Genomic DNA, 21,664 nt, shown 5'->3' with positions numbered 1-21,664 from the left:
TGGCGACCGGTGCGGCGCCAACGCCGCTCGATCAATGCGTGCGTTCCACGGCGTAACGCGCCAGGCCGCGCAATGCCGCAACCGCAGGGCTGGGCGGCAAGCCGTCCAATGCCTGTTCGGCGGCGGCGGCATATTCGGCGGCACGCTGGCGGCTGTAGTCCAAACCACCGGTGGCGTGAATCGCCGCCAGCACCTCAGGCATTGCGCTCGCATCGCCTTGTTCGACGATCTGGCGCAGACGCTCCCTGGTGGTTGCATCCGAGTGCGCCATGGCGTGGATCAGCGGCAACGTGGCCTTGCCTTCGGCCAGATCGTCGCCCAGGTTCTTGCCCAGGTCGCTGGCGTCGGCGGCATAGTCGAGCACGTCGTCGGCGATCTGGAAGGCAAAACCCAACTGCATGCCGTAGTCGTACAGGCGTTGCTGCACCTGCGCATCCGCACCCGAGGCCAACGCGCCCAGGCGCGTGCCGGCCGCGAACAACACCGCGGTCTTGCGCTCGATCACCCGCAAGTAGGCGGCTTCGTCGGTGTCGGGGTTGTGCACGTGCAGCAGCTGCAGCACCTCGCCTTCGGCGATGCGGTTGGTGGTGTCGGCCAGGATCTGCATGACTTCCATGCGGTCCAGCTCGACCATCAACTGGAAGCTGCGCGAATACAGAAAATCGCCCACCAATACGCTGGGCGCATTGCCCCACAGCGCATTGGCGGTGCTGCGGCCGCGACGCAGATCCGATTCGTCCACCACATCGTCGTGCAGCAGCGTGGAGGTGTGGATGAACTCGACGATCGCCGCCAGCTGATGGTGCTCCGGGCCGGAGCCGCCGGCGGCGTGGCCGGCCAGCATCACCAGCATCGGACGCAGGCGTTTGCCGCCGGCGGAGATGATGTGATCGGCAATCTGGTTGATCAGCACGACGTCCGACGCCAGACGACGGCGGATCAACGCATCCACCGCGGCCATGTCGGGCGCGGCGAGGGACTGGATCTGGGGCAGGCCCAGAACGGTGGGGAGGTCTTCGGCGATGGTCATGCGCAGGCGTTCGTGATGTACGTGGATTATAGGTGCCTGGGCCAGATCCGTCCCGCCGGCGCTGTCGCCGGCCTTCACATCGGTCGCAAACCCTTGTGACACTTGATGCCGGCATGGCGCAGAGATGTAGGATCCCGACCTGTCCGCGCGGTATTCCCCGGCCCGCAGGTGCGCCAACGCGCCGGTGTCGGGCGCGGGGAGTGCGGTAACATTGGCGCCAAGACATTCACCGCCGCGCCCCATTGGCGCCGGCGCACCATCTCGGAACTATCTATGGCCCGCGGCATCAACAAAGTCATCCTCGTCGGCAACCTCGGCAACGATCCCGACACCAAGTACACCCAGGCCGGCATGGCGATCACCCGCGTGAGCCTGGCCACGACCAGCATGCGCAAGGACCGCGAAGGCAACAACCAGGAGCGCACCGAGTGGCACCGCGTGGTGTTCTTCGGAAAGCTGGGCGAAATCGCCGGTGAGTACCTGCGCAAGGGCTCGCAGGTGTACGTCGAAGGCGAGTTGCGCTACGACAAGTACACCGGCCAGGACGGCGTGGAAAAGTACAGCACCGACATCGTCGCCAACGAGATGCAGATGCTCGGCGGCCGTGGTGAAGGCGGCGGTGGCGGTGGCGGCATGGGCGGCGATCGCCCGCAGCGCGCGCAGGCTCCGCGCCAGCAGCAGGGTGGCGGCGGTGGCGGTCAGGGCGGCGGTCAGGATTACGCACCGCGTCGTCAGCAGCCGGCCCAGCAGCAGTCCGCGCCGCCGATGGACGACTTTGCGGATGACGATATTCCGTTCTGATCTCGACAGCACTTTGTGTCACCAGAATCCCGATAACGTCTTGCGCCTACCGGGATTTTTGCTGTTGATGCCGGCTATTGCGCGCGCTGGGTACGTGCTCGTGGCGCGCAGCCGCGGCGGCCCAGCCAAGGCAGTTCGAACCCCAACGCCGATGCCCAACGTCTTGCCCACGCCGATGTCATCAAGTCGGGGCGCCAGGCGAAAGATGCAATAATCGCCCGTCGTCTGCGTGCTTCTGGACGGCTACTCAGCCAGGGAACCCGCGTCCCCAGCCAGCGTCTCACTTCAAGCTGACCAGGTCCCCTGCATGCGCGCCTATGTCCCGCATTTCCTGTCGCTGCGTCCGCGCGCGCGACTTGCCGTTGCCATCGCCTGTTGCTGTGCCGCACCGATCGCGTGGTCGCAGCAAGCTGCAACGCCTCTCGACACTGCCAAGACGCTCGACACGTTGACCGTCACTGCCGACGGTTCGCAGGTCGAACTGCCGCCCGACTATGCCGGCGGCCAGGTCGCTACCGGCGGTCGCGTCGGTCTGTTCGGCAACCTCGACGTGATGGACACGCCGTTCAACAGCATGAACTTCACCGCCGAGTTGATGCGCAACCAGCAGGCGCGCAGCGTGGCCGACGTGGTGCAGAACGACCCGGCGGTGCGGGTGGCGCGTGGGTTCGGCAACTTCCAGGAGTTGTACGTGGTGCGTGGCTTCCCCGTGTTCTCCGACGACATGAGCTACAACGGCCTGTACGGCCTGCTGCCGCGCCAATACGTGGCGGCCGAGTTCCTGGAGCGGGTGGAAGTGTTTCGCGGCGCCAACAGCTTCATCAACGGCGCCGCGCCCGGCGGCAGCGGGGTCGGTGGCGCGTTCAACCTGGTGCCCAAGCGCGCGGGCGAGAGCGACGTCACCCGGCTGACGCTGGGTACCGAAACCGGCGGGCAGGTGTATGCCGCGGCCGATGCGTCCTACCGCTTCGGCCCGGACCGTGCCTGGGGGCTGCGCGCCAACCTCGCGCGCCGCGATGGCGAGAACGCCACCGACGAGGATCGCGAGCTGGGCATGGGTTCGCTGGGCGTGGATTATCGTGGCGAGCGGCTGCGCCTGTCGGCTGACATCGGCTGGCAGGACCAGCGTACCGACCGTCCGCGTCCGAGCATCACTCCGGTGGGTGGAATTCCGATCGCACCCGATGCCGATATCAACTTCGCCCAGCCTTGGACCTTCGCCCAAGAGCGCGACACCTTCGGCGTGATCCGTGCCGAATACGACCTGACCGATAGCGTCATGGCCTGGGCGGCGGTCGGCATGCGCGACAGTGACGAGCACAACGTGTTGGCGAATCCCAACGCCGATGCTGCCGGCAATTTGAACACCGGCCGCTTCGACAACTACCGGGAAGACAAGGTCACCACCGGCGATGTCGGCATCCGCGCGACATTCGACACCGGCCGCGTCGGTCATCGCCTGAGTGCATCGGCGTCGGCCTTCAAGCTGGACTCCAAGAATGCCTTTGCATTCGGCAGCTACGGCACGGCGGTCGGTACGCTGTACGACCCGGTGGCGGTGGCACCGCTGGGTGGCCTGTTCCCCGGTGGCGTGCTGTTCGAGCCGCTGACCACCAGCAAGAACGAGACCCGCAGCGTCGCCATCGCCGACACGCTGGCCTTCGATGACGGCCGCATCCTGCTGACCCTGGGCGCACGCCACCAGAAGCTGGAACAGTACGGCTACGACTACAACACCGGCGCGCAACTCAGCAGCTACAGCGACAGCGTGGTGACGCCGGTCGGCGCGGTCGTCTTCAAGTTCGGCCGGGCGGTGTCGCTGTATGCCAATTACGCCGAAGCGCTGTTGCCCGGCCAGGAAGTGCCCGCCGTGTCCGGCAGCACGCCGCTGGAAAATGCCGGCGAACTGCTGGCGCCGTTCAAGTCCAAGCAGGTCGAAGTAGGCGCCAAGTACGACGCCGGCAGCTACGGCGCAACCGCGGCGCTGTTCCGCATCAACCAGCCCAATACCGTGGTCAGCAATGCACGCCTGACCAGCGACGGCGAGCAGCGCAACCAGGGCCTAGAGCTGAGCTTCTACGGCCAGCCGATCGAGGGCCTGCGCGCACTGGGCGGCATCACGTTGCTGGATGCCGGCTACAACAAGACCCAGGACGGCGTGAACGAAGGCAATGACGTGCTCGGTGTGCCGGAAAAACAGGCCAATCTGGGCCTGGAATGGGATATCGCTGCGCTGCCGGGCCTGACGGTCGACGGGCGCGCTGTCTACACCGATCGTCAATACGCCGATGCGGTGAACGTGCTGGAAATTCCGTCCTGGACGCGTTTCGACCTGGGAGCACGTTATGCGTTCCAGGCCGCCGGCAAGGCCTGGGGCGTGCGTGCGCGCGTGGACAACCTGTTCGACCGCAGCTTCTGGTCATCGGTCGGTGGCGCTTCGGGTGCGAATTATCTGGTCCTGGCCGCACCGCGCACGTTCACCGTCTCGTTCTCGATCGATCTGTGAGTCGTGCTTGAAACCGGCCTGCGCCATGCAACCGCGCAGGACTCTGGCATGATCCGACGCCGCCTGAGGAGGGTGGCGCCTTGATGAAGGAGCGTGGCGTGCGTCAGTGGTTCGGTCTTGCCCTGATGGGCTATCTGTCGATCGCTGCGGCTGCCGCGTTTGCCCACGATCCCGCCGAGCACCTGCCGCTGCCGTTGCTGGCCGATGCGGCCGGTGCAGCGGCCACGCCCAGCCTGCCGCGCCCGCAGCAGGCGCCGGGACAGACGCTGCCGTTGCAGGCTACGCGCCGCATCGCCTTCGAGACCGATGAAGGCACCTGGATGGGGCTGGACGTGTCGCCGCGCGATGGCCGGCTGGTGTTCGACCTGCTCGGGGATCTGTACACGCTGGACGCTGGTGGCGGCCGGGCCAAGGCGATCAGCCGCGGCCTGGGCTTCGACAGCCAGCCGACGTTTTCGCCGGACGGACACTGGATCGCCTTTGTCAGCGACCGCAGCGGTGCGGAAAACCTGTGGCGCATGCGGCCCGATGGCCGCGATGCGCAGCAGCTCACTTTCGGCAACGACGATACCGTGTTGGTGTCGCCGGCCTGGGCGCCCGATGGCAGCGCCCTGTACGCCAGCCGCTTCCGCTGGTCGGTCAACGATTACGAGCTGTGGCGCTACGGACTGGATGGCAGCGAACGCCTGGTCGCACCGGTCCGCGCGGAGGGCGCCGGCAGCAAGCAGAGCACGCTGGGCGCGGTGGTGTCGCCAGATGGCAGGCAGCTTTACGCCGCGCGCCGCAGCGGCGACAAGGACAGCGCCGAGCTGGAGCTGTGGTCGATCGTGCGACGCGATTTGGCCACCAGCAAGGAAGAAACGGTCTTGCCGGTGCCCGGCGTTCCGGGGCGCCGGCCGTTTCCCGGTACCTATTTCAGACCGCAGCTCTCGCCGGACGGCAAGCAGCTGGCCTATGCCACTCGCCAGCAGGGCCAGACCGGTCTGCGCCTGCGCACGCTCGCCACCGGCGAGGACCGCTGGATCGCCTTCCCGATCGAACACGACCAGAGCCAGGCGCAAAGCTGGCAGGATCTGGTGCCGCGCTATGCCTTCACGCGCGACGGGCGTGCGCTGCTGCTGAGCCGCAACGGCCGCTTCGAGCGCATCGCGCTGGATCGGCAGGCCTCACGCGCGATTCCGTTCGTCGCCTCGGTCGACCTGGAGCTGGGGCCGTTGACCGGCGCTGACATCCGTGAGGACGCCGGCCCGGTACAGGCGCGTCTGATCCAGGATCCTGCGGTGTCGCCGGACGGCAGGCGGGTGGCGTTCTCCGCGTTGGGCGCGCTCTATCTGATGGACATGGAAGATGGCGCGCTGCCGAAGCGGCTGCCCACCGGCGATGTGCCGGCCTTCCATCCCAGCTGGGCGCCGGATGGCAACGCGCTGACCTACGTCACTTGGGAAGGCGGGCAGGGCGGTCAGGTCTGGTCGCTGCAGCCCGGCGGCACGGCGCCGCGCCAGCTCAGCCGCGGGCCTGGCGCGTACTACACCCATCCGGTGTTCACCCGTGATGGGCGCGACGTGCTGGTGGTGGCCTCCGACAACGTGGCGCGCATGCAGGCCTCGATGGTGTTTGGCAGCGTGCGTGAGGCGCAGCTGCAACGGCTGTCGGCGCAGGGCGGCCAGGCCAGGGTCCTCCATCGCGGGACGTTGGGCGGCACGTTGCACTTCGGTGCGGATACCGATCGCGTCTACGCGATGGGCAGCGGCGGCCTGCTCGGCATCGATCTGCGCAGCGGCCTTGCCGATGCACCCATCGTGGTGAAGGGGCCGGGTTGGTACTTCCAGGACGGCAGCGTGCCGGTGGACGACCTGCGGATCAGTCCCGACGGGCAGTGGCTGCTTGCCCAGGTCGCCCAGCAGTTGCACCTGCTGCCGGTGCCGAAGAAGGGAGCAACGGTCGATCTGCTGGCGCCGGGCATGCGCCATCGGCGCATCACCGATGTCGGCGCGGATTATTTCGGGTGGAGTGCGGACGGCCGCACGATGACCTGGTCGATCGGTTCCAGCGTCTACCGCCGTGCACGCGCCGACATCGCCCTGCATGCTGCCGATGCGCCGGGCTGGGATGCAGACGTGCCAACGCCAGGGCGGAACACGCAGGTTGTGCAAGCCAGGGTGGACGTCCCGCGCGATGTGGCCAGCGGCACGCTGCTGCTGCGGGGCGCCACTGCGCTCACGCAGCGTGGCGATGAGGCCATTGCCGATGCCGACCTGCTGGTGCGCGATGGACGCATCGCCGCGATCGGCCCGCGCGGCAGCGTGGAAGTGCCGGCCGGCGCGCAACTGCGCGATGTCAGTGGGCGCTTCATCATTCCGGGCCTGATCGATGTGCACGACCACGTCGCCGATTTTCGCCGCGACCTGCTCGACATGCGGCCTTGGGGCCTGCGCGCGCGACTGGCTTACGGGATTACCACCGCCTTCGATCCATCGTCGCTGAGCATCGACATGCTGGCCTACCAGGATCTGGTCGATGCCGGGAGGGTAGTGGGCGCGCGCGCGCCGACCACGGGCATGGCGATGTTCTCGTTCAACCGCATCGCCTCGCTGGATGAGGCGCGCGCCTTGCTTCACCGCTATCGCGACCACTACCGCACACGCACCGTCAAACAATATCTGCTCGGCAATCGCCGCCAGCGCCAGTGGCTGGTGCAGGCGGCGCACGAGCTGGGCATGCGCCCCACCAGCGAGGGCTCGCTGGCGCTGAAACTCGACCTCAATCAAGTCATGGACGGCTATGCCGGGCACGAACACGCACTGCCGACACCGCTGTACCGCGACGTGATCGAGCTGATGGCACGCAGTGGCACAAGCTACGACGCAACGCTGATGATCGCCAACGGTGGCCCTGCGGCGCAGAACAACTACGTCATTGGCGATCGGCCGCTGGGCGATGCCACGTTCCGCGCAACCCGCCCGTACGAGGTGGCCATGCAGCAGGTGCAGTCGCAGCGCTGGATCGATCCGTCGCTGATGCTTTATCCGCGCATCGCCGGCGACGTGGCGCGTATCCAGCGTGCGGGCGGGCTGGTGGCGATGGGCTCGCATGGCGAGATCGCCGGGCCCGGCCTGCACTGGGAAATGCAGGCGCATGTGGAGGGTGGCATGACCCCGGCCGAGGTATTGCAGGCGGCCACGCTGGGCGGTGCGCGCAGCATCGGCCGTGGTGCGGAACTGGGCAGCCTGGAGGCGGGCAAGCTGGCCGATCTGGTGATCCTGCAAGCCGACCCGCGCCTGGATATCCGTAACGCGCAAAAGATCGACGCGGTGATGCTGGGCGGCCGTTTGCGCGAGGTGCCAACACTGGATGAACTCTGGCCTAGAGAAACCAGCATTCCCCCGCTGTGGCATCACCGCGAAGCATTGAACTAGGTTGAGCGTGGCAAGCCGCGGTGTTTCTGGCCGGGCGAATCCCGCAATGGGGTGGCCCAACCATGCGATGAGAGCCGACCGACCGGCTTGCACCAATTGCCTTGCTTGTCGGCATCTGATGCGTGCGACGGCTTGGAGCGGCTAACAAAATCTGGCGAGCGCTCGCCTGTCAGTGAGTGCAGTGGTTTTGTCAGCCGCATCTTGGTGGATGCAGTCGGAAGTCCAGATCACCGCTGAGTGGGTCGAATGCACGATGCCCCCACCGCTCGCGGGACACGCCGCAAGTACGCCCATGTAGGCTCGGTGGCGGCATCCATGCCGCCACACGATCCCGCAATCGGTGAGGACACCGCAGCAGACAGGTTGCTGGTCGCTTTGAGAAGAGCTGAGTACGACCATCTTGATTGGTCCTTGCCCGCCCACCGTCGCCGGACCTTACGCGGCATGGATGCCGCGTAAGCGCTTACAAGGACGTACTTGCAGCGTGTCCTGCGATGGTGGGCGGGCAACGGCCCTGCAGCCAGGCAGCAGATCAGCCGGCCTGCGGTAGACTGGCGTGAAGTAGTCTTGTTAGCCGCTCTTACTCAGGCCGACGTCCGATCCCGCCCGCTCTGCTTGGCGCGATACAGTGCCGAGTCGGCGTCGTGCACGAACGCGTCGGGTGTCAGTGGCGCTTCGCCCGGTTCGAACGTCGCCGCGCCCACGCTCACGGTGACGTGCGCGCTGGTGGGGCTGGACAGGTGCATCAGGCCGAGTCCGGCGACCGCGCTGCGCACGGCATCGGCCAAGCGCAGCGCGCCGGCAGCGTCGGTGTGCGGCAGGATCATGCCGAATTCTTCGCCGCCATAGCGCGCGGCAACGTCGTCGCTGCGCCGCGAACATTCGGCGATCGCACGCGCAATCAAACGCAGGCAGGCATCGCCGTTCACGTGACCATAGGTGTCGTTGTAGAGCTTGAAGTGGTCGACATCGATCATCAGCACCGACAACGGCGCCTGCAGACGCACCGCGTCCTGCAGCGCGCGCGACAGCCGGTAGTCGAATGCACGCCGGTTTGCGATGCCGGTCAGCGCGTCCACCCACGCTTCGGAGCTGAGTTTGGCTTCGTTGCGATGCATGCGGCGCAATTGCAGATCCAGCCAGAGGCCGACCGCCAGCAACAGTGCAAACCCCAGCGTGGCGATCACGATCCGCTGGCGTGCGGATTGCCGCCAGGTTGCCAATGCATCGTCCACCGACACGCCGGTCAGCACGGTCAACGGATACGGGCGTGCGGGAGCGAAGCTGGAAATGCGCTTCACACCGTCGATCGGTGAGCGATAGGTCGCAGTGCCATGTTTGTGCGCGCGGATGTTGACGTAGATCGCGGTGCCGGCGATCGAGGTGCCGATCACGCCCTGTTTGTCGGGCCGGCGTACCAGCACGATGCCATCGTCGTTGATGATGCCGATCGTGCCATTGGGTCCCACTTCAAAAGTGCTGTAGTAGTTCTGGAAATACTTCAGTTGCAGCGTGACCAATACCACCCCTGCAAACTCGCCACCGGGCGTGTTGAGTCGCCGGCTCAGGGTAAGCACCCAGCTGCCATCGGAACGGCTTTGGACGGGCGGGCCGACCAGCGACAAGGCATCGCGATGATCGCGGTGATATCTGAAGTAGGCGCGGTCGGCATTGTTCTGCTTTCTAGGTGCGCTGTTCAACGACGAACTCACCCAACTGCCATCTGCGGCGTAGATGAAAATGCCATGCAGCCGATCCGAGCGGCGTGCCTCGCGCACCAGAAATCCATGCATCGCCGATCGCGCGGCTGCCGAGGCCTGATCGTGTTCTACCCGCGCAACCAGACCCGACAACACTGCATCTGCAATCGCCATAGTGTCGCCGGCATGTTGCGCAAGCGAGTTGGCCAGGTTCGAGGACTGCGCTTCGGCGGTGCGCAACGCGGTGGCGCGTTCCTCGTGGATCGACCAGTACTCCGAACCCAGCAGTAGCAGCCAAGAGGCGATCAGCACGAAGTGCAGCGCAATGCGCTGTGCACGTTGTCGCCGTTGCTTGCTGACTGATGTCACTGTGGCTACCTGTCTGGACACCAAAACCCTGCAATGGGTGTGCCAGCGTACGCGTTGCCCTGGACCGCAGCTGTACGGCATTCAATAGAACTGCACCAATCTGTGATTGTCACCGCATGTGCTCGGCAGCGGTCATTTGATCGACCGAAGTTGTACTGTCCGGCTTGCCTGCGAGCGGCCACGCGCGTGGTTGGATGACGAGAAACTCGCCTGCTGCGCGCATGCGAACACGTCGTGAAATCCTTGGCCGCAATGATGAGCGGGGTTCATAGGCGCATGCACCCCATGCCGCCAATGTGCGCATAGACCGGCACTAAACTCGGCCCATTCCTGTGGTTCACCTCCGTGTTCCAGTCCGCGCCGATGGCACTTACTCACGCGCTTGTGACCGGCCACGCTTCACATTATTTAAGAACTGAATAAGCCAGCATTGTTGGAGATGCCAGCCATGAGAGACATCAAGATGACCCGTCGCGAGGTACTGATCGCTGGCACGGCGTCGGCAGCCAGCGTTGCCGCAACCCAATCGATGGCGGCGACTGCCGCCAATGCGATGTCGCAGCGTCAAGCGGTCGAACCGGCCAATCCGTCGAGCCAGGTTGCCTTCGAGGTCAACGGCAAGCCGGTGACATTGACGTTGGATAATCGCACCACGTTGCTGGACGCCTTGCGCGAGCACTTGCACCTGACCGGCACCAAGAAGGGCTGCGACCACGGCCAATGCGGTGCGTGTACGGTCATCGTCGATGGGCAGCGCATGAACGCCTGCCTGTCGCTGGCCGTCATGCATCAGGGCGGCAAGATCACCACCATCGAAGGACTGGGAACGCCCGACAAGCTGCATCCGATGCAGGCCGCGTTCGTCAAACACGACGGCTATCAATGCGGCTACTGCACGCCGGGCCAGATCTGTTCGGCGGTGGCGGTGCTGGACGAAGTCAAGCGCGGCATTCCCAGCCACGTCACTGAAGATCTCACTGGCAAGACCAGGCTCACCACTCCCGAACTTCAGGAACGCATGAGCGGCAATATCTGCCGCTGCGGCGCGTATTCCAACATAGTCGACGCGATCAACGATGTCGCCGGAGACCGCGCATGAAGGCCTTCAGCTACGAGCGCGCCACCTCGCCAGCCGATGCGGCAGCCAAGGCTGCGCGTCAGCCGGGCGCCAAGTTCATCGCAGGCGGTACAAATCTGCTGGATCTGATGAAGCTGCAGATCGAAATCCCCTCGCACCTGATCGATGTCAACGGCCTGAGCCTGGACACGATCGACGCTACGCCGGAGGGTGGCCTGCGGATCGGTGCGCTGGTGCGCAATACCGATCTGGCCGCAGATGCGCGCGTGCGCCGCGATTACGCGCTGTTGTCGCGTGCCTTGCTGGCAGGCGCCTCGGGGCAGTTGCGCAACCGTGCGACCACCGCCGGCAATCTGCTGCAGCGTACCCGCTGCCCGTATTTTTACGACACCAATCAGCCCTGCAACAAGCGCCTGCCTGGCAGCGGCTGCGCGGCGATCGGCGGTTTCAACCGTCAGCTTGCAGTGATCGGTGTCAGCGAAGACTGCATCGCCACCCATCCAAGCGACATGGCGATTGCGATGCGCGTGCTGGATGCGGTGGTGGAAACGGTTCGCCCCGATGGGCAGACGCGTGCCGTGCCGTTGTCCGAGTTCTATCGCGCGCCCGGCAAGACACCGCATCTGGAAACCGTACTGGAACGCGGCGAGCTGATCACTGCGGTGAGCTTGCCCAAGCCGATCGGCGGGACGCATGTCTATCGCAAGGTGCGCGACCGCGCGTCGTATGCGTTTGCATTGGTGTCGGTTGCAGCAGTCGTGCAGCGCGACGGCAGCGCACGTGTGGGTGTGGGCGGCGTTGCGCACAAACCCTGGCGCAGCGAAGCCGCCGAAGCGCAGTCGCGCCAAGGCGCGCGTGCCATCGCCTCTGTGCTGCTCGATGGCGCACAGCCGACCGAACACAATGCATTCAAGCTGCCGCTGGTGGAGCGCACCTTGACCGCGATCCTGGCCGACACGAGGGCCTGATATGAAATTCGACACTCCCGCCGGTACCAATCCTATCGATCAACTCAAGGTCGTCGGCAAGCCTGTCGATCGCATCGATGGTCCGCTCAAGACCACTGGCCAGGCGCCGTATGCGTACGAACACCACGACCTGCCTGCTCGCGCGGCCTACGGCCATGTCGTCGGTGCAGGCATCTCCAAAGGCACCATCCGCAGCATCGATCTGAGTGCTGCACGCAATGCACCCGGCGTGCTGGGCATCGTCACTGCGCAGAACGCAGGAAAGCTGGACAAAGGCAAATACAACACGGCCAAATTGCTGGGCGGGCCGGAGATTCAGCACTACCACCAGGCCATTGCCGTGGTGGTTGCCGAGAGTTTCGAACAGGCGCGTGCCGCAGGCCAGCTGATCAAGGTCGACTACGGTCGCCATGTTGGCGCCTACGATCTGGAAAAAGCACGCGATGGCGCCAAGGTCACCAAGGAAGGCGGCGCGCCCAATAGTGCGGTCGGTAACTTCGCCGGCGCCTTCGCAGCCGCACCGGTGCAGCTGGATGCCGAATACACCACGCCCGACCATTCGCACGCGATGATGGAGCCGCATGCATCCATCGCACAGTGGGAAGGCGACAAGCTCAGCGTCTGGACCTCCAATCAGATGATCAACTGGAGTGCCGGCGATCTGGCGAAAACGCTGAATATTCCGCGCGAAAACGTCCGCCTGATGTCGCCGTATATCGGTGGTGGCTTCGGTGGAAAATTGTTCCTGCGCGCCGATGCGGTGCTGGCCTCGTTGGCTGCACGCCAGGTGGGGCGCCCGGTCAAGGTGATGTTGCCGCGGCCGCTGATCTTCAACAACACCACGCATCGCCCGGCCACCGTGCAGCACATCCGCATCGGTGCGCAGCGCGACGGCAAGATCACCGCGATTGCGCATGAGAGCTGGTCGGGCGATTTGCCTGAGGGCGGTGCCGAGAACGCCGCTGCGCAGACGCAGTTGCTGTATGCCGGTGCCAATCGCCTGATTGCCACGCGTCTGGCCGTGCTGGATCTGCCGGAAGGCAACGCCATGCGTGCGCCCGGCGAAGCACCGGGGCTGATGGCGCTGGAAGTGGCCATGGACGAAATGGCCGAAAAGCTCGACATGGATCCGGTCACGTTCCGCATCGTCAACGACACCCAGGTGGATCCGGAAAATCCGCAGCGTCCGTTCTCGCAGCGGCAGTTGGTCAAGTGTCTGGAAGACGGCGCCAAGCGTTTCGAGTGGTCCAAGCGCAAGGCCAAGCCGGCCAGCACCCGTGATGGTCGCTGGTTGGTTGGCATGGGGGTGGCAGCCGCATTCCGTAATTCACCGGCGATGACCTCCGGCGCGCGCATGCGCCTGGAGCAGGGCGGGCGCGTGGTGGTGGAAACCGACATGACCGATATCGGCACCGGCTCCTACACCATCATTGCGCAGACCGCTGCGGAGATGATGGGCGTGCCGCTGGATTGGGTGGACGTGCGTTTGGGCGATTCCAACTTTCCGGCATCGGCCGGTTCCGGCGGTCAGTGGGGCGCCAATAGCTCGACGGCCGGCGTGTATGCAGCGTCGGTGAAGCTGCGCGAAGCCGTTGCCAAGCAACTCGGTCTGGATCCGGCCAAGGCCGAATTCGCCGACAGCCATGTACGCGCAGGCGGCAAGCGGATCGCGCTGGGCGATGCGGCGGCCAACGGTGCGTTGGTGGTGGAAGACAAGATCGAATTCGGCGATTTGTCCAAGACGCATCAGCTCTCCACGTTCGGCGCGCACTTTGTCGAAGTCGGCGTGGATATCGCCACTGCAGAGGTACGCATCCGGCGCATGCTCGCGGTGTGCGAGGCCGGACGCATCCTCAACCCCAAATCGGCGCGCAGCCAGGTGATCGGCGGCATGACCATGGGCGCAGGTGCCGCCTTGATGGAAGAGCTGGCGGTCGACAAGCGACTGGGCTTTTTCGTCAATCACGACCTGGCCGGTTACGAAGTGCCGGTGCATGCGGACATCCCGCATCAGGAAGTGATCTTTCTCGAAGAAAACGACCCGCTGTCCTCGCCGATGAAGGCCAAGGGCGTGGGCGAATTGGGCATCTGTGGCGTCGCTGCGGCCATCGCCAATGCGGTCTACAACGCCACCGGCGTGCGCGTGCGCGAGTATCCGGTCACGCTCGACAAGCTGCTGCCGCACATGCCCGAGTTGCTGCGCGCGTGAGTGCGTTGGTGGCCCCGGTCGCGCATGCCACGCCGGTCGAGCCGGCGTGGCCGGCATGGCCGAGCTATGCGTTGCACGACGATTTGCTGCCGATGCTCACCGCCTGGCATCGGGCAGGGCAGCGGGTGGCGATCGCCACGCTGATCGACGTGCAAGGCTCGTCGCCGCGCCCGTTGGGCAGCGAGATGGCGATCAGCGCAGACGGCCGGGTGGCCGGTTATGTCTCCGGCGGGTGCGTGGAAGCGGCGGTGGCGCACGAAGCCATCGCGGCACTGCGCGACGGCCAGCCGCGTTGGCTCGATTACGGCGAGGGCAGCGAGGTGCTCGACATCCAGCTCAGCTGTGGCGGACGCATCGGCGTGCTGGTCTGGCCGGTGCCGGATCTGGGCGAGCATCTGGCGCGCTGGCGCAATGCGCGTCAGCATCGCCGCGCGTTCCATGTCGCGCTGGATCGAGCGTCCGGCGCAGTGCGCTACCCGGCGAATACGCAAGATGTACGCGCCAGCGAATTCCTGCGAACGCATCGGCCGCCATTGCGATTGGTGCTGGTCGGCGCCGATCCTGCGCTGCTGGTGTTGGTGACCCTGGCCAGCCAGATGGGCATCGAGCTGCGCGTGCTGCGACCGCACGGCCCCAGCGAACCGCCGCCTGGCCTGGCCCCGGAACACTACGATCGCCGCGCGTTGAGCGAGGCGTTGCAGGATCTGGTGCTGGATGCAGACAGCGCGTTGTACAGCCTGGCCCATGACAGCGATATCGATCTGCAGGTCGCGCATCGCGGGCTGGCATCCAACGTCGCCTGTATCGGCATTCTGGGTAGCCGTCATAAACGCGAAGCGCGCCTGCAGGCACTGCGTGCGCTCGGCCACGACGATGCAGCGTTGGCCCGGTTACGACTGCCGGCCGGCTGGCGCATGGGGCGTTCGTCGCCGCACACCATTGCGCTCGGCATCATCGCCGAGGCGACACAGGTGGTGGCCGATCTGCAGGCGGCCGCGGTAAGTGACGCGGCGGCTCGCGGTATTGATGCGCGTGTTGCGTAACGCGATATGCCGCTGCGCTTGAATTGGTGCACGAGCGTTCCAGATCCGATGGTTGCCTGAAAGCGGAAGCGCCGAATTTCATCCAATCCACGCGTTGCTTGATTCGAATTATTTCTAATATGCATTAATAGGCATGCATTAGATTCGTCAGCATGTAAGGCCCGGGTTGGTTCAACAGTGCTTGCCTACTGATTCGTCGAATCGCTGCGTGGATGCACGAATACAGCGAATTTCCGGCTCGATAAGCAACGTGGCGCTATAGCCCACAGCGCAATTCCGATGAGATGCGTACTCCTGACAAACATGCGCGGTAGACACGCAGCACGTAGTCACCCCGCACGCACATTCGGATCTCTACGCTGAGCGCATTCCCAATACGCACGACGTCGCCATGACCGTATTTTCTGATCACTATGACGACGCCTCTCGCGACGCTGACCAATGTCCGTCGCCTGCAAGCACAGTTCCCGCCTGCACTGTGCAGGTCGGCAGTCCACAGCGCGAGTCACAGCCGACACCGCGAAATTCGTCGCCACGCCACACGGCATCGAGCGCATGAGCAGCGATCATGCTGCACTGATATTGGCGGCAGGCGCCGGCCGTCGTCTGGGCCGTTCCAAGCAATTGCTGATGCGCGACGGTGAGCCGCTGTTGCGTCGCTTCGCGCGTCTCGCGCTGCAGACCGCGCCGCGCCGCTGCGTGGTGGTGCTGGGCGCAGAGGCCGATGCACTGACCGATGTCCTGCAAGGCCTGGAAGTGGAAGTGCTGCGGCACGGCAACTGGTCAGCCGGCATGGGCTCCAGCCTGGCCGCGTTGCGGCACTACGTGCAGGACGACACCACGCTGCGGCGCAGCCTGATCCTGGGCTGCGATCAACCCGCGCTGGACGCGCCGCATCTGCGTGCGCTACTCGAAGAGGCCAGTCATGCAGTCTCGGGGTGTGCCACCAGCGGCTACGCCGGGGTACGCGGCATCCCCGCAGTGGTGACGCATGCCGCGTGGGCAGAAGTGCCGTTGCAGGCCGATAGCGGCCTGCGCGGCCTGTTCGCCAGCCTGGACGTGCAGACGCTGGGCTGCGTGAGCGCACCGGCGCTCGCCCTGGACGTGGACACGCCCGCCGACCTGGCAGCTGCACAACAGCGTGGCTGGGTGGATGCGGACTGAGACGCCATGACGGGTCTCGGTCCGTGCGATGCGGCAGCCTGAGCGTCAGAGGCCCGACGTACTCACGACCACAGCACGATCGCTTCCCGGATCACCAGGACATAACCCACCACCAGCGCGGACTTGACCGGAAACTGGAACTTCCTGAGCAGATGCATGCAACTCCTCCCCCGAGGCACTTCCCAAGCGCGATTGACCTCCCCGCTGCCACCGTCCGCGCTACCTGACGGCCGCTCGCGACGTCTGTTCGCCGCTCGGGATCGACTGTAGCGCTGCGCCTGACCGGTGTCATGTAAGAATTTTCCTACCGCACTGCCAGTGTCCACCCGACGGTATTCCCATAATTGAAAGAACATTCTGGCTATGCCGGACGCGGGGCCCTTGGCCACTCTCCCGCGGCCCCTTGAGTAAGGGCACGTCGGCATGCTGATGGAAGAACGCGTTCCCACGCAGCGCGCTGGGATAGCCCGCACGCGTTACCCACCATCGTTCGATCGCTGCACGCACTGGCCGGAGGCCTGATGGACGAGTCCCGCTACGTTGTACGCATTCATCCCGAGCAGGGCGGCTGGTGGGTCACCCGGCCGCAGTGGTCGCCGCTGCGTTATCTGCGCGAGCAGGGCGCGTTGGAAAACGCCGAGGCGATGGCCAGACTGCATTGCCTGACCACTGGCCAGCCCAGCGGCGTGGTGTTGAAGACCGCCGAGGGCGAACGCGTGGTGCGGCGGTATGGCTGAGAGCGTCTGACAAACATCTAGAACTCCCTCTGTTCGCTTTACATCTGCGACATCGGCGATTGGCTTTCCCGCACGCCCACGAATCATCTCGGCGGCAAGCTCGTAGTGACGATGCTGGTGTCAGCATCGATACCAGGGTGTGCGTAGAGGCCCGGGTCGGCTAGATTCATGCCATCGGCCGCTGTAGGTCGATCCGCGCATTGGCGGCCACTTTCTGGATGTCCGCCCGTAGTGAATGTCGCCGGTTCTGCGCTGATCCAAAACGATATCGTCGTCTTCGGCTTGATCGCCGCCACCTTGGGGGCGGTGTTCTGGACCTCCTCGCGCGAGCGCGGCCCGTGGCGGAGCTTTTATGCCGTGGTGCCGGCCTTGTTGTTGTGCTATCTGCTGCCGGGCATCTACAACACCGTCGGCCTGATCGACGGTGCCAACACCCGTCTGTACAACCCGATCGCCCGCGACGTGCTGCTGCCGGCCGCGCTGATCCTGCTCACCCTGAGCATCGACCTGCGCGCGATCCTGGGGCTGGGGCCCAAGCTGGTGGCCATGTACCTGGGCGCTTCGCTGAGCATCATGCTGGGTGCGGTGGTCGCGTTCTGGGTGATGCGCTGGCTGCATCCGGCCACCGTGGCGGGCGATACCTGGGCCGGCATGGCCGCGCTGGCCGGGAGCTGGATCGGCGGCGGCGCCAACATGCTGGCGATGCGCGAAGTGTTCGATGTGGATGCCACCACCTTCGGCCAGTTTGCGGTGGTCGATGTCGGCGTCGGTTATGTGTGGATGGCGGTGCTGATTTTCCTGGCCGGGCGGGCGCGCAACATCGATGCGCATAGCGGTGCCGATACCCGCGCGCTGGATGCCTTGCAGGAGCGCATGGCGCGCTTCCAGGCCGAACACGCGCGCATTCCCACGTTGGCCGATTTGATGGTGATCGTGGCGGTGGCGTTCGGCGGCGTCGGCCTGGCGCATGCGCTGGCCAATCCGCTCGCGGCATGGTGCAAGGCCAACTTGAGCTGGGCCAGCCAGTTCAGTCTGGACACCCCGTTCGTCTGGGTGGTGGTGTTGGCGACCAGCCTGGGCTTGCTGCTGAGCTTCACCCGCGCCCGTACGCTGGAGGGGGCTGGTGCCTCCAAAATCGGCACGCTGCTGCTGTACTTCCTGATCGCCTGCATCGGTATGCAGATGGATCTGCTGGCGCTGCTGGACCGGCCATGGCTGTTCCTGCTCGGGCTGATCTGGATCGCCGTGCACATCGCGCTGCTGTGGGGTCTGGGCCGGTTGCTGCGGGTGCCGTTCTTCTATTTCGCGATCGGCTCGCAATCCAACATCGGTGGCCCTGCGTCCGCGCCGGTGGTCGCTGCGGCCTTCCATCCGGCATTGGCGCCAGTCGGTGTGCTGCTCGGCACGATGGGCTATGCCACCGGCACCTATCTGGCCTATCTGGTTGGGATTACCTTGCGCGCGATGGCTGGGGCGGGCTGATAAAGCCTGTCGCGGTGACTGGGGCGCCGTCGGGGGAAGCGTGTCGGCATTACGCGAGAGCTATCACGCGTTTGCCGTGACGCCGAATGCACTGCCGTATCCGTTCGAGGACCGCTTGCGGAGTGTTGGCAGCCATCTCGAGCCGGCACTGGTCAGCGCCAGTGCCCGGTCGCGATTACTGCTGAAGGCCGCGCCGCTGCGCTTCCTGCTGCTGGGAAGGCTGTTGCGATTGCGCCTGCTGCTGATTCTGCTGCTGCAACTGACCGACATTGCCGTACGCCGGCTCGTTGGCTGCCGCCGCAGTCTGCACCTGGCTACGTAGATGCGCCGGGTCGTCCATCCGGCCTTGCACCGCAATCAGGCTGTCGCCGTCACGGTTGGGTACCAGATGATCGATCCGCTGCAGACCATCGCTGCTTGCGCGCGCGGCTACGCTGGCGGCCGTGTTGAGAAACGCAGTATCGTCGCGCAGCCCCAGGCGGTCGCGCTGGCCGTCAAGTTGCACCACCGCGTCGTTGAACAGCTGGCTGCCGGTGTGCAGGGTCGTGCCCTGCGCCTGCCCCGGCGACTGCATGTCCTGCGCCTTGATCACCGACTCCATGCCATGCAGGTCCAGCCGATGCTTGAGCATCATGCCCGGCACCAGGCGCTGCCCGAACGACAACGGATCCGGCTCCGGCAACTCGATCTGGTGGCCGGCCGCATTGGGCATCGTCCACTTCAGCGGAATGCTGTCTTCCTGCAGATGGGTGAGAATCTCGTTCTTGACGTGATAGCCGCGGATCAATTCGCTGCTGGCATAGTCCTTGGCCGCCGATGCATCCAGACCTTGCCGCTCCAGCGTGCGGTCGTTGACGCCTGCGGCATTGTAGGTCACGGCGGGAATGTCGTTGACCATTGCCGATGCCGCCGCCAGACCGCCGCCGAGCGAGTGACCGGTGATCACCACCTGGTCGCCAAATGCCTGCCTGGCCTGGCTGCCCAGTTGAATTGCGGAGGCGTACTGCGCGTCGTCGAAGCCCAGGCCCTGGCCGATGTTGTGCTTCCAGTCCTTGCCTTCGTCGGTGCCGCAAAAGCCGAGCACCACGTTGCCTCGATCGTTGCGGTAGAACGCGGCATCGAAACCGCTTTTCGCGTCGTGCAGCAAGCCGGGGTCGATGCCGGCTTGTTGGAGCGCGCTGTCGTCCATGCGCGACCAGCCATTGGGCAAGCTGGCAAAAGTTTCGGCGCCGCTAGCGCGACGTTGCGCAGCGGTGGCTTAGAGGTCTTGCAACACTGCCGGAAACTGTTGGTCTTCCGGGCGTGGCTGTTGCCCGCGGATCGACTCTGCGAACGGTGTGGAGGAATCAGTGGGATTGGACGGGCTCATGCGCGGCTCCTTGCGTTCGTCGTGCGAAAAGCCCGCTTAGCGGCTGCTTTCCACGGGAATGTTGTGGGCGCTCAGCCACGCGCGCACATCCGACCTGACCTGTTGACCGCTGGCATTGAGCAGGCGATCCGGGGTGATGAAGAAATAGGCCTGGAAGGTTTTCTGCTGCGCATTGCGCAGCGTGGGGTCCACACCGGCGTTGAGCAGTTGCAGCACTGCAGCACTCGCCGCGCCGCTCTGCGCGGCCAGATGCAGCACGCTGTTGCCGGTGTGGTCGACGCGCTGCACATCGGCGCCGGCCTTGATCAGCAAATCGATCTGCGCATCGCGCTTGCTCTGCACCGCGCGGAATAGCGGCGTCCAACCCGCACGCGCGCTGACCACATCGATCGGCGCCTCGTGCTGCAACAGGATCTGCAGATACTCCGGGTCCTGCGCCATCGCGGCCATATGCACGACCGTTTCCTGATCCATGCCCGGCAACGACGGGTCTGCGCCTGCGTCGAGCAATGCGGCCAGTGCGCGTGGTTGTTCGTTCCAGATCGCCCACTCCAGCAAGGTGACGTTCTGATCGCCGTGTGCGGCGAGATCGACAGTGGGGGCGAGTGCACGAATCCGGGCGACGTCGCCGTGGGCGATGGCCTTGGCGATGTCGCTCAGACTGGGGTCGCGGAAGGCGACGGTGTGGTCCTGCAGCGTAGCTGACATGGTGGTTTGCTCCTTGGCACCGGGCGAGGCGGTGCATGAGACCGCGAGAAACGAGGTCGCAAGAACGAGCAGGGCAGGGAATCGCGGTTGCATCGAAATCTCCTTCTCCTGATCGCATTCCTGATGACGCTGCATGAAGTCCTTCCGCAGCGGGGCCGATCCTATCAGCTGCCCGAAGGGCGCGCGGTAAGATTGTGTGACATGGGCCGGCGCTGCGGATTTCACTTGTTCAGTCCGCTTGCCGCCGCTCGTTGGTCTGTGCATTACGACGGGCATCGCGCACGCGTGCAACCGGCCACAGCCAACGGTCACAACGTGGCCGGCATAATGGTGCTTTGCGAGCAGATGGGTGCAATGGTCTACGACTTATTGATCAGCGATTGCGATGGTGTGCTTGTCGACAGCGAGATACTGGCAGACCAAGTGATGCGTGAGGCACTGGCTACATTCGTGCCGGCCGAGGCATTGGAGCATTTGCTGGGGACCACGTTCGGGCAGACCACGCGTGAGGTGTTGCTGCGGGTGCAGGAGCATTTCTCGGTGCAGTTGCCAGAGACGTTGCTGGCTCAGATTCAGGCGCGCAGCGAAGCCTTGATCAAGGCGCAGGTGCAGCCGATTGCAGGCGCGCGCGCCGCGCTGGAGCAGATTCCGTTACCGCTGGCGGTAGCCTCCAACAGCCGCCGTCACAATGTGATCGCCTCGGTCGAACGCGTCGGCCTCACCGCACGCGCGGCGGGCAATATCTTCAGTGCCGATATGGTGGAGCGGCCCAAGCCGGCGCCGGATGTCTATCTGCTGGCCGCCCGCACACTGGGCGTGGCGCCGCAGCGCTGTCTGGTGATCGAAGACAGCCCCACCGGTGCGACTGCCGCATTGGCGGCGGGCATGCAGGTGCTGGGCTTTACCGGTGCCAGCCATATTCCGCAAGGGCACGGCGACACCCTGCGACGGATCGGCGTGCTGGAGGTGTTCGACGATATGCACGATTTGCCCGCGTTGTTCGAGCGGCTCGCGCAAAAGCGCGCTGGCTGAGGAGGTCGAGTCGTCGTTTGGTTTAGCTGCAGTCAAATGCGTTAGATCAAGA

Annotated in this window: 14 protein-coding genes and 1 pseudogene; 11 read left to right on the top strand and 4 right to left on the bottom strand. The window is 65.1% G+C overall.

Annotated elements, in window-relative coordinates; all coding sequences use genetic code 11:
* Positions 1 to 31 precede the first annotated feature (31 nt).
* Positions 32 to 1,030 carry a polyprenyl synthetase family protein gene (locus NYR97_RS00840; RefSeq protein WP_316698471.1) on the bottom strand — a complete coding sequence of 333 codons (999 nt, stop codon included), beginning with the start codon at positions 1,028 to 1,030 and terminating at the stop codon, positions 32 to 34.
* Between the two features lie 273 nt (positions 1,031 to 1,303).
* Between NYR97_RS00840 and ssb the strand changes: the two genes are divergently transcribed.
* From ssb to NYR97_RS00825, 3 genes are all read left to right on the top strand, one after another.
* Positions 1,304 to 1,831, top strand: a complete 528-nt coding sequence (ssb, locus tag NYR97_RS00835) for a single-stranded DNA-binding protein (RefSeq protein WP_316696091.1) — start codon at positions 1,304 to 1,306, stop codon at positions 1,829 to 1,831.
* A gap of 307 nt (positions 1,832 to 2,138) precedes the next feature.
* Positions 2,139 to 4,337, top strand: coding sequence for a TonB-dependent receptor (locus NYR97_RS00830; RefSeq protein WP_316696090.1), 2,199 nt, complete (start codon positions 2,139 to 2,141; stop codon positions 4,335 to 4,337).
* Between the two features lie 98 nt (positions 4,338 to 4,435).
* Entirely contained in the window at positions 4,436 to 7,753 is a 3,318-nt protein-coding gene (locus NYR97_RS00825; RefSeq protein WP_316696089.1) for an amidohydrolase family protein, read from the top strand.
* Between the two features lie 584 nt (positions 7,754 to 8,337).
* Here NYR97_RS00825 and NYR97_RS00820 read toward each other — a convergent pair.
* On the bottom strand, positions 8,338 to 9,903 hold the full coding sequence (locus tag NYR97_RS00820) for a GGDEF domain-containing protein (protein ID WP_425613021.1): 1,566 nt from the start codon (positions 9,901 to 9,903) through the stop codon (positions 8,338 to 8,340).
* Between the two features lie 358 nt (positions 9,904 to 10,261).
* Here NYR97_RS00820 and paoA point away from each other — a divergent pair, with 358 nt between their 5' ends.
* The 7 genes from paoA (at position 10,262) to NYR97_RS00785 (ending at position 18,503) form a co-directional block, all read left to right on the top strand.
* Positions 10,262 to 10,921 carry an aldehyde dehydrogenase iron-sulfur subunit PaoA gene (gene paoA, locus NYR97_RS00815; RefSeq protein WP_425613020.1) on the top strand — a complete coding sequence of 220 codons (660 nt, stop codon included), beginning with the start codon at positions 10,262 to 10,264 and terminating at the stop codon, positions 10,919 to 10,921.
* Positions 10,918 to 11,868: an FAD binding domain-containing protein gene (locus NYR97_RS00810; protein WP_316696085.1), complete on the top strand. Its 951-nt coding sequence runs from the start codon at positions 10,918 to 10,920 to the stop codon at positions 11,866 to 11,868. Before paoA ends, NYR97_RS00810 begins: the two co-directional genes overlap by 4 nt.
* A 1-nt stretch (position 11,869) precedes the next feature.
* Complete coding sequence (gene paoC, locus NYR97_RS00805) at positions 11,870 to 14,077, top strand: aldehyde oxidoreductase molybdenum-binding subunit PaoC (RefSeq protein ID WP_316696083.1); 2,208 nt, start codon at positions 11,870 to 11,872, stop codon at positions 14,075 to 14,077.
* Positions 14,074 to 15,120, top strand: coding sequence for an XdhC family protein (locus NYR97_RS00800; RefSeq protein WP_316696080.1), 1,047 nt, complete (start codon positions 14,074 to 14,076; stop codon positions 15,118 to 15,120). Before paoC ends, NYR97_RS00800 begins: the two co-directional genes overlap by 4 nt.
* A 555-nt stretch (positions 15,121 to 15,675) precedes the next feature.
* Positions 15,676 to 16,284: a nucleotidyltransferase family protein gene (locus tag NYR97_RS00795; protein WP_316696079.1), complete on the top strand. Its 609-nt coding sequence runs from the start codon at positions 15,676 to 15,678 to the stop codon at positions 16,282 to 16,284.
* Positions 16,285 to 16,805: 521 nt separating this feature from the next.
* Positions 16,806 to 17,021, top strand: coding sequence for a hypothetical protein (locus NYR97_RS00790; protein ID WP_205394227.1), 216 nt, complete (start codon positions 16,806 to 16,808; stop codon positions 17,019 to 17,021).
* Positions 17,022 to 17,252: 231 nt separating this feature from the next.
* Positions 17,253 to 18,503 (top strand): DUF819 family protein, encoded by a 1,251-nt coding sequence (locus NYR97_RS00785; RefSeq protein WP_104591554.1) that lies wholly within the window; start codon positions 17,253 to 17,255, stop codon positions 18,501 to 18,503.
* Between the two features lie 175 nt (positions 18,504 to 18,678).
* Here NYR97_RS00785 and NYR97_RS00780 read toward each other — a convergent pair.
* Both NYR97_RS00780 and NYR97_RS00775 read right to left on the bottom strand, forming a co-directional pair.
* Positions 18,679 to 19,872: pseudogene (locus NYR97_RS00780) on the bottom strand (Tle-like phospholipase domain-containing protein).
* A gap of 36 nt (positions 19,873 to 19,908) precedes the next feature.
* Positions 19,909 to 20,673 carry an ankyrin repeat domain-containing protein gene (locus NYR97_RS00775; protein ID WP_316696076.1) on the bottom strand — a complete coding sequence of 255 codons (765 nt, stop codon included), beginning with the start codon at positions 20,671 to 20,673 and terminating at the stop codon, positions 19,909 to 19,911.
* Positions 20,674 to 20,907: 234 nt separating this feature from the next.
* Here NYR97_RS00775 and NYR97_RS00770 point away from each other — a divergent pair, with 234 nt between their 5' ends.
* A complete protein-coding gene (locus NYR97_RS00770) occupies positions 20,908 to 21,612 on the top strand; it encodes an HAD family hydrolase (protein ID WP_316698468.1) in 705 nt (234 codons plus the stop codon).
* The last annotated feature ends 52 nt before the right edge of the window (positions 21,613 to 21,664 follow it).

The organism is Xanthomonas hydrangeae, assembly GCF_032697525.1.
Classification (GTDB): Bacteria; Pseudomonadota; Gammaproteobacteria; order Xanthomonadales; family Xanthomonadaceae; genus Xanthomonas; species Xanthomonas hydrangeae.
The sequence above is the reverse complement of the archived record's forward strand: the minus strand, read 5'-3'. Positions and strand labels throughout refer to the sequence as shown.

Coding starts and splice junctions, on each gene's coding strand:
- paoA (WP_425613020.1), top strand. CDS start 10,262: ATGCCAGCCATGAGAGACATCAAGATGACCCGTCGCGAGGTACTGATC.
- NYR97_RS00790 (WP_205394227.1), top strand. CDS start 16,806: ATGGACGAGTCCCGCTACGTTGTACGCATTCATCCCGAGCAGGGCGGC.
- NYR97_RS00820 (WP_425613021.1), bottom strand. CDS start 9,903: ATGCCGTACAGCTGCGGTCCAGGGCAACGCGTACGCTGGCACACCCAT.
- NYR97_RS00810 (WP_316696085.1), top strand. CDS start 10,918: ATGAAGGCCTTCAGCTACGAGCGCGCCACCTCGCCAGCCGATGCGGCA.
- ssb (WP_316696091.1), top strand. CDS start 1,304: ATGGCCCGCGGCATCAACAAAGTCATCCTCGTCGGCAACCTCGGCAAC.
- NYR97_RS00840 (WP_316698471.1), bottom strand. CDS start 1,030: ATGACCATCGCCGAAGACCTCCCCACCGTTCTGGGCCTGCCCCAGATC.
- NYR97_RS00775 (WP_316696076.1), bottom strand. CDS start 20,673: ATGCAACCGCGATTCCCTGCCCTGCTCGTTCTTGCGACCTCGTTTCTC.
- NYR97_RS00770 (WP_316698468.1), top strand. CDS start 20,908: ATGGTGCTTTGCGAGCAGATGGGTGCAATGGTCTACGACTTATTGATC.
- NYR97_RS00830 (WP_316696090.1), top strand. CDS start 2,139: ATGCGCGCCTATGTCCCGCATTTCCTGTCGCTGCGTCCGCGCGCGCGA.
- paoC (WP_316696083.1), top strand. CDS start 11,870: ATGAAATTCGACACTCCCGCCGGTACCAATCCTATCGATCAACTCAAG.
- NYR97_RS00795 (WP_316696079.1), top strand. CDS start 15,676: ATGAGCAGCGATCATGCTGCACTGATATTGGCGGCAGGCGCCGGCCGT.